Origin of the sequence: Rahnella sikkimica, assembly GCF_002951615.1 — a bacterium.
GTDB lineage: Bacteria > Pseudomonadota > Gammaproteobacteria > Enterobacterales > Enterobacteriaceae > Rahnella > Rahnella sikkimica.
In genome coordinates, this window is sequence record NZ_CP019062.1 from 3,587,601 (window position 1) to 3,602,559 (window position 14,959).

Annotated in this window: 13 protein-coding genes; 8 read left to right on the plus strand and 5 right to left on the minus strand. The window is 54.4% G+C overall.

What is annotated here, in order from left to right; all coding sequences use genetic code 11:
* Positions 1 to 28: 28 nt before the first annotated feature.
* The 5 genes from BV494_RS16555 to glyQ all read right to left on the minus strand — a co-directional run bounded on the left by BV494_RS16555 (position 29) and on the right by glyQ (position 5,901).
* Positions 29 to 208: a hypothetical protein gene (locus tag BV494_RS16555; RefSeq protein ID WP_104923840.1), complete on the minus strand. Its 180-nt coding sequence runs from the start codon at positions 206 to 208 to the stop codon at positions 29 to 31.
* A gap of 237 nt (positions 209 to 445) precedes the next feature.
* Positions 446 to 1,240, minus strand: a complete 795-nt coding sequence (locus tag BV494_RS16560; protein ID WP_104923841.1) for a DsbA family protein — start codon at positions 1,238 to 1,240, stop codon at positions 446 to 448.
* A gap of 188 nt (positions 1,241 to 1,428) precedes the next feature.
* On the minus strand, positions 1,429 to 2,151 hold the full coding sequence (locus tag BV494_RS16565; RefSeq protein ID WP_104923842.1) for a DUF3053 domain-containing protein: 723 nt from the start codon (positions 2,149 to 2,151) through the stop codon (positions 1,429 to 1,431).
* Between the two features lie 756 nt (positions 2,152 to 2,907).
* Positions 2,908 to 4,977, minus strand: a complete 2,070-nt coding sequence (gene glyS, locus BV494_RS16570) for a glycine--tRNA ligase subunit beta (protein ID WP_104923843.1) — start codon at positions 4,975 to 4,977, stop codon at positions 2,908 to 2,910.
* A 9-nt stretch (positions 4,978 to 4,986) separates the two neighbouring features.
* Complete coding sequence (gene glyQ, locus BV494_RS16575; RefSeq protein WP_104923844.1) at positions 4,987 to 5,901, minus strand: glycine--tRNA ligase subunit alpha; 915 nt, start codon at positions 5,899 to 5,901, stop codon at positions 4,987 to 4,989.
* Between the two features lie 354 nt (positions 5,902 to 6,255).
* On the opposite strand from glyQ, the gene BV494_RS16585 reads away from it, so the two are divergent.
* From BV494_RS16585 to BV494_RS16620, 8 genes are all read left to right on the plus strand, one after another.
* The gene (locus BV494_RS16585) at positions 6,256 to 6,822 is read left to right on the plus strand and encodes a DNA-3-methyladenine glycosylase I (protein WP_104923845.1); all 567 of its coding nucleotides are present in this window, start codon (positions 6,256 to 6,258) and stop codon (positions 6,820 to 6,822) included.
* Positions 6,819 to 7,262: an N-acetyltransferase gene (locus BV494_RS16590; protein WP_104923846.1), complete on the plus strand. Its 444-nt coding sequence runs from the start codon at positions 6,819 to 6,821 to the stop codon at positions 7,260 to 7,262. The genes BV494_RS16585 and BV494_RS16590 overlap by 4 nt, the downstream gene beginning before the upstream one ends.
* A gap of 232 nt (positions 7,263 to 7,494) precedes the next feature.
* Entirely contained in the window at positions 7,495 to 8,157 is a 663-nt protein-coding gene (locus BV494_RS16595; RefSeq protein WP_104923847.1) for an OmpA family lipoprotein, read from the plus strand.
* A 103-nt stretch (positions 8,158 to 8,260) separates the two neighbouring features.
* Entirely contained in the window at positions 8,261 to 9,268 is a 1,008-nt protein-coding gene (locus BV494_RS16600) for a substrate-binding domain-containing protein (RefSeq protein WP_104923848.1), read from the plus strand.
* A 141-nt stretch (positions 9,269 to 9,409) separates the two neighbouring features.
* Positions 9,410 to 11,533 carry an alpha-galactosidase gene (locus BV494_RS16605; protein WP_104923849.1) on the plus strand — a complete coding sequence of 708 codons (2,124 nt, stop codon included), beginning with the start codon at positions 9,410 to 9,412 and terminating at the stop codon, positions 11,531 to 11,533.
* A 73-nt stretch (positions 11,534 to 11,606) separates the two neighbouring features.
* Positions 11,607 to 12,893 (plus strand): MFS transporter, encoded by a 1,287-nt coding sequence (locus tag BV494_RS16610; protein ID WP_104923850.1) that lies wholly within the window; start codon positions 11,607 to 11,609, stop codon positions 12,891 to 12,893.
* A gap of 67 nt (positions 12,894 to 12,960) precedes the next feature.
* A complete protein-coding gene (locus BV494_RS16615) occupies positions 12,961 to 13,995 on the plus strand; it encodes a LacI family DNA-binding transcriptional regulator (protein WP_104923851.1) in 1,035 nt (344 codons plus the stop codon).
* A 212-nt stretch (positions 13,996 to 14,207) separates the two neighbouring features.
* On the plus strand, positions 14,208 to 14,957 hold the full coding sequence (locus BV494_RS16620) for a sugar phosphate isomerase/epimerase family protein (protein WP_104923852.1): 750 nt from the start codon (positions 14,208 to 14,210) through the stop codon (positions 14,955 to 14,957).
* Positions 14,958 to 14,959: the final 2 nt, after the last annotated feature.

Below are 14,959 nucleotides of genomic sequence, written 5' to 3' on the forward strand. Positions count from 1 at the left end.
CTCCAATGACTGGACAGGCAGGGCGGGATTACCAGTCGAGTTTAGCGGCAGCTTCCTGCACTCGTGCTTTAGCTCTCTCATACGCAGCAAACTCTTGCCGAGCAGACAGCTCAATAACCTGAGGCGAACCCGACGTTTCTGATACTCCCGGTTCTTTATCCTGCTTACTTTTTTTCAGCGCAGCATACTCAGCAAATTGAACAATCATTAGCTATCCATGTAGTCGGTAAAAGATTGGGGAACTCTGATGCCAGATCCAACGAATCAGAGGTTGCTTCACAGGGATAAATATCCATGAAGAAGGCAAGGTTACCACGGCGAAAACAATGAAACGGGTAAAAATTTACCCCTTTCAGACATTACATCCAATATTGAGAAGTGCTTTCCAAACCGGGGGAAAAGAGCATCCGGCAGCACAGGCTGCCGGATTGAGATTGATGAGAAATTACTTCCCGCCTTGCGCCTTAACAATCGCGCCCTGCAGTTCTTCGGCGGAAACAGCGCCCGGAAGCACGGTGGTGTTTTCTGCCGTTGCGCCGCTGGTTGGCATCACGACAAAACCAGGTGTACCGCTGAAGCCCAGCGTGCGGGCCAGTTCGTCGTTGGAGGCAATAGCTTCATGCGTGGCTTTACGCTGTGCATCAGTCGGCGGGGTGGCTTTGGCCGCTTTCACCGCACCGGCGATATCGGCATCGGTCAGTTTACCCTCGTCATGGCCGGTACGATAAATGCTGTTGTGGTAGTCGAAGTACGCCTGCGCGCCCTTCTCTTTCCAGATCGCCATACCGGTTTCTGCCGCCGTGATGGACGCTTTCCAGCGGTCACCGAAGATTGGCCATTCTTTGAAGACGAAACGAACGTTCGGATTCGCTTTCACCGTCTGTTCAACCACCGGTGCCATGCGGCTGCAATACAGACACTGATAATCGAAGAATTCCACGAAAGCTACTTTGGCATCTTTCGGGCCGTAGCTTGGCGTGGCAGGATCTTCAACCAGTGCTTTTGAATTGGCCAGAACGGCGCTCAGGGTTTCCTGTTGCTGCTGATCGGCCTGCTTCGCCTGAAGTTTCTGGCTGACCTGCACCAGAATTTCAGGATGCTGAAGCATGTAATCAGCTGCAATTTTACCAATGGCTTCCTGTTGCGCCGGGGTGAAATCTGCCGTTGCGCTGTCGGCGGCGTTGGCCAGCGCAGGTGCCAGCACCAGAGAAGCCAACAGAGTCATCGTCTGACGTTTCATCAAAAATCCTTAAAGTAAAATACGGGAGGGGTAATCGGACAGTTGCCTTCAAAAGTAGAGGAATTCAGCAGAGTTTGCAGGTTAAAAATTGTCATTTTTTATAAATATAACGCCATTGATACCTGTATTTTCCCAACAAAAAAGCCACGTACGAGATGACGTGGCTTTTACGAAAATTCCAGTTTCGCTTAGTTGCTGAAATCGCCCTGCGCGACTTTCTGCGCCTGGAGCAATGTCTGCTGTTTACCCACCAGATTCGACATCATGGTGTTGTACTGCGTCGCCTGTTGCTGCGTCGGGAACTGCACGCCGCCGTTAGCGAATGCCACCTGAGGGCCCTGCTGTTGCAGGAAATCACCCACGGAGACGATATCCTGCGTGAAGCTTTGCAGCGCTGGCACCAGCGGGGTCAGCACGTTTGCAGGCTGAGTCACCACGGTGTTGTAGACCTGACCGTAAACGGCTTTCAGATCGTCTGGTTGCTTGAGAGCAGCCATCGCGGTATCGGCTTTGGTTTTCGAATCGCGCAACTGGGCATTCATCATACTCAGCGTGCTGGCGGCCTGTTGCAGCGCGCTACGCTGGGTCATGTAATCCTGCGGCGTGCGCACCTGACCAATCGCGTTAACCACCGGCACAAAGCTGCCTTCAACGGCACCTTTCATCTGACGCGAGAATGACAGGATGATGCCGTAGTCATTCGCATAATTACCAAACCGTTGTTTCTGATCTTCACTCAGCGATGGCAGGTTTTGCCCGCTGCGCATCACGGTATTTTGCAAATAATCGATAAAGGCTTTGCGTTGTTCCGGTTCTTTATCGCCGCATGCAGTGAGCTGAAACACTACCAGCAGTGCGATAAACGGCGCCAGCCAGCGAGAAAATACACCGCTTCTGATCCCTACAGCCATGAGTCCTGACTCCTGATTTCAATGTTCTTTGCCGGCGAATTCCGTGCCGATGCTGTGCGTCCATGCGGGGTATAGGATAGAACATCTGGGGGGGATGTGATACTTAAGGCTGCGCCTTAAAATCCCTTTTTTTGCGCATAGCCGCGCGACTTGTGTGCTTTGGCGGTGTACAGACGCTTTTTAAAATCTGATCGAGAAAATTTCGGTTTCTCAAAAATTGCGATCACTTAACTTAGTTCGCCGAAACCGCCCAAAAGAGGCCAGGACGGGCCTCTCTTGGATCTCTCCCGTCTTTTTACTGCGCGCTACCGCTCGCTGGCTATATTTCAGAAGCCACCGCTATTGCCGCGAAAACTTGCCGCTGCGCGGTTCCTTCGTATCGGTATTCGAGCCTTGCGGTCTCGAAACTCTCACTCAGCAAGTATTCTGAAAGCGGCTGGAGGATTTTTTAAAATCAAAGGCAAGCCTGAAAATCAGCCAGTAAGGTTGTGCTTTAAAAAGCCAGTGGCCGCTTTCAAAACGACGTCGAGTGAGTGGTGAGAAACAGCGAGAATCTTTTTTCGAGCAGGTTCGAATCCGAGGCGAGAGAACCGCGCAGCGGCGGAGTTTGCGGCAATAAGAGGAATGTCTGAAACATAGCCAGCGAGCGGTAGCGCGCAGTGAAAGAGCGTGGAGTCCAGAGGCCCGCGCGATTGCGGGTCTCTGGGCCAGTGTGGGCGGCGAGCCCACGGCTTTGACTTTAGAAAAGTTGCTTACTTACTGAAGTAAAGAAATATCCGCCACTTGTAAGAACAACTCCCTCAGCTTGGACAGTAACGTCAACCGGTTGATTCGAATCGCTTCGTTCTCATCCATCACCATCACGGTGTCAAAGAACGTATCCACGGTTTCACGCAGGGCAGCCAGTTCGACCAGCGCTTCTTTGTACTGACCGGCAGCAAACAGCGGCTCCAGTTTGTCACGCAGAACGACCAGATGCGTAGCCAGTTTCAGCTCAGCAGGTTCTTTCAGCACGGAGGCGTGAACGTGATCCAGCAGAACGTCGGTGGATTTCGCCAGGATGTTGGAAACGCGTTTGTTGGCCGCAGCCAGCGTTGCCGCTTCATCCAGCGTACGGAAGTAGCTCACCGCTTTCACACGGGCGTCGAAATCAGCCGGTTTGGTTGGACGACGTGCCAGCACGGCCTGAATGGTATCGACCGCGTGACCTTCTTCCTGATACCACGCGCGGAAACGACCGAGCATGAAATCAACCACCTCATCGACAACCTTGGCGTTAGTCAGCTTGTCGCCGTACAGACGCACCGCTTCTTCCGTCAGGGTTTGCAGATCAAGAGACAGGTTTTTCTCAACGATGATACGCAGCACGCCCAGCGCCGCACGGCGCAGTGCGAACGGGTCTTTATCGCCTTTCGGATGTTGACCGATGCCGAAGATACCGGCCAGCGTGTCCATCTTGTCAGCGATTGCCAGCGCACAAGCCACCAGCGATGCCGGTAATTCGTCGCCCGCAAAGCGTGGCTGATACTGTTCGTTCAGCGCAACCGCGACTTCTTCCTGCTCGCCGTCGTGACGCGCATAGTGCATGCCCATCACGCCCTGCGTGTCGGTGAATTCGAAGACCATGTTGGTCATCAGATCACATTTGGACAGCAGACCCGCGCGTTTTGCGTTCTCGACGTTGGCACCGATTTTCCCGGCGATCCAGCCAGAAAGCGCCTGAATGCGGTCTGTTTTGTCACGCAGCGTACCCAGCTGTTTCTGGAACAACACAGTTTCCAGACGCGGCAGGTTATCTTCGAGACGTTTTTTACGGTCAGTGTTGAAGAAGAATTCCGCATCGGCCAGACGCGGGCGAACCACTTTCTCGTTACCGGAAATGATTTGCTGCGGATCTTTCGACTCGATGTTGGCCACGAAGATGAAGTTCGGCAGAAGTTTGCCCGCGGCGTCGTACACCGGGAAATACTTCTGGTCGCCTTTCATGGTGTAAACCAGCGCTTCTGCCGGAACAGCCAGGAATTTCTCTTCGAATTTAGCGGTCAGAACAACCGGCCATTCCACCAGAGAGGCCACTTCTTCCAGCAGGCTTTCGCTCAGATCGGCAATACCGCCAATCTCTTTCGCCGCTTTCTCAGCATCCCGTTTGATGATGGCTTTACGCTGCTCGTAATCCGCAATGACTTTGCCGCGTTCCAGCAGAATTTGCGGGTACTGATCGGCGTTGTCGAGTGTGAATTCCGGCTCGCCCATGAAACGGTGGCCACGAAGGGTACGCGCAGAATCAATACCGAGGATTTTCGCCGGGATCAGTTCATCGCCCAACAGCAACGTTACGGTGTGAACCGGACGCACAAACTGCACGTCGGAATCGCCCCAGCGCATCAGTTTAGGAATAGGCAATTTGGACAAAGATGTCGCGATCATCGCTGGCAGCAGCTGTTGCGCGCTTTCGCCTTTGACGTGTGCGCGGTAAACCAGCCATTCGCCTTTGTCAGTGACCAGACGGTCAGCCTGTTCGACGGTGATGCCGCAACCACGAGCCCAGCCTTCAGCGGCTTTGCTGGGTTTGCCTTCTGCATCAAACGCCTGCGCCACAGCCGGGCCGCGTTTTTCAACTTCGCGATCGGCCTGTGATTCATGCAGACCGGAGACTTTCAGCGCCAGACGGCGCGGTGCTGCAAACCATTTTACGTCGCCGTGTGGCAGATTCGCCGCATCGAGTTCCGCAGTCAGGTTCGCTGCAAAGGATTCAGCAAGGCTGCGCAGAGCCTTCGGTGGCAGTTCTTCCGTGCCGATTTCCACCAGAAAAGTTTTTTCAGTCATGGCTGTTTCTCACTTCTCGTTCTTTTTGCACATCGGGAAGCCCAGCACTTCGCGGGAAGCGTAATACGCCTCAGCTACCGCTTTAGTCAGGGTACGGATGCGCAGAATGTAGCGCTGACGTTCAGTCACAGAAATCGCTTTACGTGCATCGAGCAGGTTGAAGCAATGTGCGGCTTTCAGGATGCGCTCGTAAGCAGGCAGTGCCAGCGGCTTTTCAAGAGCCAGCAGGGTTTGCGCTTCTTTCTCGTGCTGTTCAAAACAGGAGAAGAGGAAATCAACATCGGCGTATTCGAAGTTGTAGGTGGATTGCTCCACCTCGTTCTGATGGAACACGTCGCCGTAGGTTGTTTTGCCCAGCGGGCCGTCGCTCCAGACCAGATCGTAAACGCTGTCCACGCTCTGGATGTACATCGCCAGACGCTCAAGACCGTAAGTGATTTCGCCGGTCACAGGTTTACACTCCAGGCCGCCGACCTGCTGGAAGTAAGTGAACTGCGTTACTTCCATGCCATTCAGCCACACTTCCCAGCCGAGACCCCAGGCGCCGAGCGTCGGGTTTTCCCAGTTATCTTCTACGAAGCGAATATCGTGGATAAGCGGGTCAAGACCCAGCTCTTTCAGGGAACCGAGGTACAGTTCCTGAATGTTTTCCGGTGACGGTTTGATCATCACCTGGAACTGATAATAGTGTTGCAGGCGGTTCGGGTTCTCACCGTAGCGACCATCGGTCGGGCGGCGGGAAGGCTGAACATAGGCTGCCGCAAAAGGCTCAGGGCCGAGTGCGCGCAGGCTGGTCATCGGGTGCGAGGTGCCAGCGCCGACTTCCATATCCAGCGGTTGAACAATGGTGCAGCCCTGCTGCGCCCAATAATCTTGCAGTGTCAGGATCAGGCCCTGAAATGTCTTGGTATCAAACTTTTGCATGTTGGATTCGCACGCGAGAAAGTGGGTTTATACACAAAATAATTCGAGTGGCAGGAAGGCGACAAGCTCGTAAATCCCCTGGAGCTTAGATAACTAAGTGACTGGGGTGAGCGAGCGCAGTCAACGCATCTGCAACTTGAAATATGACGGGTATTAAAGAGTCGGACAGTATACCCGCTGCACGGAAGATAATCAGCCAGAATCAGGTAAGTGCAGCTTACCTGAGAGAAAGTGTTTAATTTAAGGCCGGGATCCGGGCCAGTGGTCTGTATTCCGGACAGGGTGAAATTGCGACGTTGCAGAGTTATCCGGGAACCCACACACTGGACGCCACGCTTTTAAGGAGAAAACGAGATGACACGCTGTAGCTGGGTTTCCAAAGAACCGATTTACCTCGAATACCACGATAAAGAATGGGGCGTGCCGGTCAAAGATGGCCGTGAGTTGTTTGAAATGTTGTGTCTTGAAGGCCAGCAGGCCGGGCTTTCGTGGATAACCATTCTGAGAAAACGTGAAAATTACCGTCAGAACTTCCACAATTTCGATCCTGTACGTATCGCCAAAATGACCGACGACGACGTCGAACGTCTGGTGCTTGATGCGGGGATCGTGCGCCATCGCGGAAAAATCAAAGCGATCATCCTGAATGCTCAGATTTATTTAGCCATGCAGGCCAGCGGCGAGGATTTCTCCGAGTTCATCTGGAGCTTTGTGAACCACCAACCGGTCATCAATAATCCGCTCGGCCCGGAAGGCGTTCCGGCCAAAACGGTGGTATCCGACGCCATGTCCAAAGCGCTGAAAAAGAAAGGTTTTAAGTTTACCGGTTCAACGATTTGTTATGCCTTTATGCAGGCGGCCGGGCTGGTGAACGATCATCAGTCTTATTGTTTCTGCCACCCGGCGAATCAGCCGTCATGATCCGCCTTGCGCAGCCTGCCGATCACGAAGCCATTCTGGTGCTCTGGCTGCACAGCTCCCTGATCTCTCACTCTTTTATTGCTCAATCCTATTGGATTGAAAGCCTGCAAATGGTCCGGGAGGATTTTTTACCCAAAGCCCGGACCTGGGTTGCGTGTGACGAAGAAGGTCACATCAGCGGGTTTATCGGCGTGCTGAATCAGCAGTTTATCGGCGCGCTTTTTGTGGAAGAAAACCGCTACGGCGACGGCACCGCGCAACGTCTGATGGCGGCAGCCAAAGCGGAATATCCGGTGCTGCTGCTGGAGGTGTATCAGCAAAACCACCGTGCAATGGCGTTCTATCGCAAGGAAAACTTTGAGATCACCGCCGAAACCCGTCACCCCGGCACCGACCTGCCCACCTGGATCCTCCGCTGGCACCAGCCCCTTTCCGAATAAGTTCCCAAAATCCGCAAAAATACAAAAACAGATAACCGGAATTCTCCTACTGCTTAACGCCACGAAATTGCGCATAAAGAGCGCCAGAACGCCGCAGGGCTGAACTCTGCCTGTTGCATTTGTTTATGTTTTGACACCTTTTTATGTGCAACTTACAGAAAAACGTGCAGTCATAATGCAGCGGTCAGGTTCTGAAATAAGAACACAAAAAAACATCCAGAAAGGAATTACGATGAACAAAAGACTTCTAGTGGTTGCGGGCGTGCTGTGTGTAACGATGGGCCTTTCAGCCTGTACCACCAATCCTTACACCGGGGAATCAGAAGCGGGTAAATCCGGCATTGGCGCGGGCATCGGTGCCGCTCTCGGCGCAGGCGTCGGCATGCTTTCTTCCTCTAAACACGATCGCGGCAAAGGCGCGCTGATCGGGGCAGCTGCAGGTGCTGCGCTGGGTGGCGGTGCGGGTTATTACATGGATGTGCAGGAATCTAAACTGCGCGACAAAATGAAAGGCACCGGCGTCAGCGTGACCCGTCAGGGCGACAATATCGTGCTGAATATGCCGAACAATGTGACCTTCGACACCAACAGCAGCACGCTGAAACCGGCAGGCGCGAATACGCTGACCGGCGTGGCGATGGTACTGAAAGAGTATCCGAAAACCGCCGTAAACGTCGTCGGTTACACCGACAGCACCGGTTCCCGTGCGCTCAACATGAAGCTCTCACAGCAACGTGCTGACGGCGTGGGCAGCGCGCTGATCACGCAGGGCGTCGAAGGCAGCCGCGTGCGCACCACAGGCGCAGGCCCGGATAATCCGATTGCCAGCAACAGCACTGAGGCCGGTAAAGCGCAGAACCGCCGCGTGGAAATCACCCTTAGCCCGATGCAGTAATCGCAGTAATATCCGAAAAATGAACGGAGCCTCAGGGCTCCGTTTTTCGTTTATGCTATTCTCCGCCAAAGAATCTTCCCCACTCTGCACAACGGAAATCAGTATGTCGCTGAAAGCTATCGCGAAAGATCTCGGTCTCTCTGTCACTACCGTCAGCCGTGCGCTGAACGGCTACGATGACGTTTCAGCAGACACCAAAGCGCGGGTTCAGGCGGCGGCAGATTTACGTGGCTACCGGCCAAACACTCTCGCCCGCCGGTTGAAAATGGGCAAGATCGACGCCGTTGGGCTGATTTTCCCGTTCACTTCACACCCTTTAAGCAATTCCGCGTTTATCGAAATGGTTGGTTGTATTACCCGCGAACTGGCGAAATATGAAATTGATTTACTGCTGGTGCCGGACGAACTCGGCACATTTTCGTGGCGGCGGCTGATCGAAAGTAAACGTGTGGATGCCATGCTGGTGGCGCATACGCTGGATAACGATCCGCGCCTGCTGGATTTACAGCAACGTAATTTTCCGTTTCTGGCGCTGGGGCGCAGCCAGTGTCTGACGCAGGATTACGCCTGGTTTGATTTCGATAACCGCGCCGGTATGCAGATGGCGGTCGATCATCTTGCCGCGCTTGGTCACAGTCGCATCGCTTTTCTCGGCGAAAACAATCAGCAATCGTTTATCGGGCAGCGCCATCAGGGCTATCTCGATGGTTTACGGGCTAACGGCCTGCCGCTTAACCCGGATTACGCGCACAAAGTCAGCCCCAGCCGCCGTGCAGGTTATCAGGCCACGCAGGCGCTGCTGGCGTTACCTCAACCGCCAACGGCGATTGTCTGCGACTGCAATATGCACGGCGAAGGCGCGGCGCTGGCGTTAAACGAAGCCGGTTTGCTGCTCAGCGGCGGCGTTTCGCTGATTATCTTTGACGGATTACCTTCCGACAGCGTGCCCGACGTCGCCGTCACGGCTGTCCGTCAGGGCACGCGCGAAGCGGTCGGGCTGCAAATTGCGGAGATGACGCGGGCGCTGATCCGCAATGAGCCGCTGAAGAATTTGCAGGTTCTCTGGCAACCGGAATTGCAGGCGGGCGTCACCGCACATCCACCACACTGATACTTCCCCTTTAAATTATTTTTCCACCCTATATCACAAATTTGAACCGTCTCATTTCCAATCCGAAACGTTTCGGATCAATAGTTACTCCACAAAATCGCGTTTTATCGCCGCATTTTACCCTTGTGGAGTCGTCACAATATGGAAAACCAGACCGTCCATTTAACCAGTGAGCACACCAGCCTGATCGTGCGCTGTACGCCGTTTGCCGAAATCGTTTACTGGGGAAAACGCCTCAGCCAGTTTTCAGCGCAAGACCTGATCTCCCTGAGCCGCGCAGTACCCAATGGCCGTATTGATGTCGATGCACCGGTCAATCTCAGCGCCGATTCTGGCCGCGGTTCGTTCGGAAATCCGGGCGTCGAAGGCCATCGCGACGGCCTGGACTGGTCGCCGGTGTTTAACACGACAGACGTCCGGCACCACGGTAATCAGCTGACGATCACTACCGAAGACCCGATCGCCGGGCTGCAATTTCGCAGTGAACTGCATCTGGATGCCAGCGGCGTTTTACAGGCGCGAAATGCGCTGACCAACCTCAGACCCGGTACGTATCAGCTGACACGTCTGGCCGTTACGCTGCCGCTGCCGGAGCGCGCCGCCGAAGTGATGGCGTTTCATGGCCGCTGGATCAAAGAGTTTCAGCCGCACCGCACGTTGCTGGATCACGGCGGTGTCATTCAGGAAAACCGTCGCGGCAAAACCTCTTCTGAACATTTTCCGGCGGTGATGATCGGTCATCCGGGTTTCAGCGAAGAACAGGGCGAAGTCTGGGGAATGCATCTGGGCTGGAGCGGCAATCATCGCCTGAGGGCAGATATCAAAACCGATGGCCGCCGTGTGGTACAGGCCGAAGCCCTGTATTTCCCAGGTGAACAACGCCTCGAACAGGGAGAAACGCTGGAAACGCCGTGGCTCTACGCCAGTTATTCCGCCAGCGGCCTGAACCGCATGAGCCAGCAGTTTCACCGCTTTGTGCGTGAGCAGATTGTCCACTTCCCGGTGGAAAAACCGCGTCCGGTGCATCTCAATACCTGGGAAGGCATTTATTTCGATCACGACCCTGACTACATCATGCAGATGGCGACTGAATCTGCCGCGTTAGGCGTGGAACGCTTCATTATCGACGACGGCTGGTTCCGCGGGCGTGATCATGACCGCGCCGCGCTGGGCGACTGGTATCTCGACGAAAAGAAATACCCGAACGGACTGAAACCGGTGATCGACCATGTCAAAAAACTCGGCATGGAATTTGGTATCTGGGTCGAGCCGGAAATGATTAACCCGGATTCGGATTTGTACCGCGCACATCCCGACTGGCTGCTGGCGTTGCCGGGTTATCAGCAACCGAGTGGCCGTCATCAGTTCGTGCTCGATCTGAATAATCCGCAGGTCTTTGATTATCTCGTGGAACGTATGAGCTGGCTGCTCGGCGAACACGACGTGGATTATGTGAAATGGGACATGAACCGCGAAATCGTTCAGCCGGGGCATGAAGGCCGCGCGGCGCTGACAAACCAGACGCAGCAGTTTTATCGCCTGCTCGACGTCCTCGGCGAGCGCTTCCCGCACATTGAGTTTGAATCCTGCGCGTCCGGCGGCGGACGTATCGATTATGAAGTCCTGAAACGCAGCCACCGTTTCTGGACATCAGACAACAATGACGCGCTGGAGCGGCAGAAAATTCAGCGCGGCATGAGCTATTTCTTCCCACCGGAAGTGATGGGTTCGCATATCGGTAACAAGCTGTGCCACGCCACTTCGCGCCAGCACAGCATTGCGTTTCGCGGCCTGACGGCGCTGTTCGGCCACATGGGCATTGAGCTGGATCCGGTGAAAGAAGGCGAAGCCGAACGCGCCGGATTCGCGAAATATACCCGGCTGCATCTGCAGTTACGGCCTTTGCTGCACAGCGGCGATGTGTACCGCGTCGACAGTCACGACGATTCCATGCTGATTAACGGCGTGGTCAGCGACAGCGGCGATCGCGCGGTATTTCTGATCAGCCAGCTCGCGATGCCGACCTGGTCATTGCCGGGAACGCTGCGGGTGCCGGGGCTGAAAGCGGACGCCCGTTATCGCGTCACGGTGCTGGATGAACCGGCATTGCTGGCGGGCGGCGGAAGCGGCCACACCATGCGCGTGCAACCGGCGTGGCTGCATGAATCGCCGGTGCTGAGCGGTGAATGGCTGGGGAACGCCGGGCTGACGCTGCCGGTGCTGGATCCGGAAAGCGCCCTGCTGCTGAGTTTTGAGCGCGTTTAACGTTTTTCAATAAAGAAGAAAAAAACGCCGGTACTCAGGTGCCGGTTTTGATGGTTTCGGCAAGGAAATCACTATGAACCCTACACAAACTTCCGACCGCTGTTTCTATAAAAAAAATACTAACTTCTGGATATTTGGCAGTTATTTTTTCCTGTATTTCTTCATTATGGCGACCTGTTATCCGTTTTTACCGATCTGGCTATCTGACGTTATTGGCCTGAGCAAAACGCAAACCGGCATCGTGTTCTCAAGCATGTCGCTGTTTGCCATTTTGTTTCAGCCCTTCTTTGGCGTTATTTCTGACAAGCTCGGCCTCAAAAAACACCTGCTATGGATTATCGCGGTGCTGCTTTTCCTGTTTGCACCGTTCTTTATTTATGTCTTCGCCCCGCTGCTGAAAATCAATATCGTGCTCGGCGCGATATTGGGTGGCGCGTATATCGGCTTCGTTTTTGCGGGCGGTTCCGGCGCAACCGAGGCCTATATCGAAAGGGTCAGCCGCAACAGTGCCTTTGAATACGGCAAGGCGCGGATGTTCGGCTGTTTTGGCTGGGGGATTTGCGCCTCGACCGCAGGCGTGTTGTTTAACATCAATCCGAATATCGTGTTCTGGATGGGTTCCGGTGCGGCGCTGATCCTGATGGTTCTGCTGCTGGTTTCCCGTCCGCAGGAAAACAAAAATGCCGTGGTGATGGATAAACTCGGTGCCAATCAGCCGCAATTCTCGCTGAAAACGGCGGCGTTGCTGCTGAAAGAACGCAAACTGTGGATGCTGATTTTGTACGTGATCGGCGTCGCCTGCGTCTATGACGTGTTTGATCAGCAGTTCGCCACGTTCTTCAAAAGCTTCTTTGCCTCACCGCAGCAGGGCACAGAAATGTTCGGCTACGTGACCACCGCGGGCGAGTTGTGTAACGCGCTGATCATGTTCTGTTCGCCGTGGATTATTAACCGCATCGGCGCGAAAAATACGCTGCTGCTGGCGGGGACGATTATGTCGATCCGCATTGTCGGCTCGTCATTTGCGACGACTGCCATCGAAGTCATTCTGCTGAAAATGCTGCACGCGCTGGAAGTGCCGTTCCTGCTGGTCGGCGTATTCAAATACATCACGCAGATTTTTGATGTCCGGTTCTCGGCGACCATTTATCTGATCGGGTTTAATTTTGCCAAACAGCTGGCGGCGATTTTCCTTTCAGCTTTCGCCGGCAGTTTGTATGACCGTATCGGGTTCAGCGATACCTATCTGATCCTCGGCGGCATCGCCTTTAGCGTGACGATCATTTCTGCGTTCACGCTGAGTAACCGGCCGGAGAAACAGGCGGTTCCGGCGGCAAGACCGGCAGAAGGTTTGCGCTGAGTAACGGATGCAGCCTTTCGGCACTCTGTGCTAGTCTCCGTGGGACACGCATGACGGGAGAAAGGTTGTGAGCAAAAAACAGGAGCCGGGCGCAGCGGTACGCGCCACGATACGTGATGTCGCCAGCGCCGCGAAAACGGGTAAAACCAGCGTTTCACGTTATCTCAACGGTGAAAAAGACCTGCTGTCAGACGCGTTAAAAGAGCGCATCGGACGGGCGATCGCCCTGCTCGATTATCAGCCCAGCCAGATGGCGCGCAGCCTGAAAAGCGGCCAGACGCGTCTGATTGGGCTGATTATTGCCGATATCACTAACCCGTATTCCGTTGAAGTCATGCGCGGCGTCGAAGCCGCCTGCCGCCAGGAAGGGCTGACGCTGTTGGTGTGTAACACCAATAACGAGCTTGATCAGGAAAAACATTACCTGCAATTACTCAGCAGCTACCGCGTGGACGGCATTGTGGTCAACGCCGTCGGCATGCGTGAAGCGGCGATTTCCACGCTGCAACAGGCCAATTTACCGATGGTTTTGATCGACCGTAAAGTCGCGAATTTCGCCTGCGACGTTATCGGCCTGAACAACGTCGAAGCCACACAGATGATGACAGATCACCTTCTGCAACAAGGTTTTGAAGCCCTGCTGTTCATCAGCGAACCCGCCACCATTAATACCCGTTTAGAGCGCCTGCGCACTTTCCTCCAGCGTATGCAGCAATCGCCGCAACATATCGCCGAACAGTGTGAAATTGAGATTTCGAATACCGAAGCGCTGGAAAATATGTTGCGTGAATTTATTGCCCGTCATTCCGACAAACGAAAAGCCGTGATGTGTGTGAACGGTACGCTCACATTGCAGGTCGCGCGCGCCATGCGCCGGCTGGGGATTGTCTGGGGGCAGGACATCGGTTTGTCCGGTTTTGATGAACTGGCGTGGGCCGAACTGGCAGGCGTCGGGATTACCACGCTGAAACAACCGACCTACGAAATGGGCGTCGCCGCACTCAGCCAGCTGGTGGCGCGGATACAGGGAAATACAGATCCCGTTAAAGACCTGGAATTCTCCGGCGAGCTGATTGCACGTGGTTCCACGGCAGCGCGCTGATTCTTTTTTTCTCCGTTCTCTGCCCCGTTCTTCGTGAGCGGGATCATGTTTTTGGCCTTTTTCCCTGTTGATTGGAACCGGTTCCAATTAGGTTGTATAAAACGAAACAAAACATTAACAACGTCTCCAACTGCCGTTTGTTTTACTAAAATGATGTTTTGGATTTGATCGCCTGCGCCGCCGAAGTGGCGCGTTTACCAGGATACGCACGCATGAAAAGAGAAGTCGTCATTGTCACCGCCGCTTACGGAAACAGCGTGGTGAAGGCCCTTGGCGGGCAGGCCGCGCTGCTTTCAATCATTGCAGACGCACAGGCAGACGGTGTTGAAATTCGTCGTGAATTGTTCAGCGAACAGGATCTGGACGCCCTGCCCGAACTGGCGGAAAACATTAAGCGCCACGGGTTGTTTTCGGTCTACTCCGTGCCCTTCCCGCTGTTCATTGCAGGCGGGAAACTGAATCCGGATGCAAAACAGTATTTTTCCGAAGCACATGTTGTGGGTGCTCGTACCATTAAATTCTCGCTGGGCGAATTTGAACCCGGTGCCGATCTGACGCCGTTGCGCGTACTGCTGGATTCTCAGACCGTCAAACTGGTAGTGGAAAATGACCAGTCGAGCGATTGCGGAATTTTGTCGCGCATCAATGCCTTTGCGTTTGCGGCGGAATCCCTGCATCTGCCCCTGAGCCTGACATTTGATACGGCGAACTGGCTGTGGGTGGGACAGGATCCGACCGCGGCCGCCGAACGTCTGGCGCGCCATGTGGGTTATGTGCACGTAAAAGCGGCAGAGCAACGCGACGGAAAATGGCACGCCGTGGCGCTCGATAACAGCGACGGCAGCTGGGAACCGTTACTAAAACTTTTGCCTCAGGATGTGCCGCGCGGCATCGAATTCCCGCTGGAAGGGGAAGACCTGACCGCCGTGACGCGTTACTACGTCGAACTGCTGCGTCAATAATT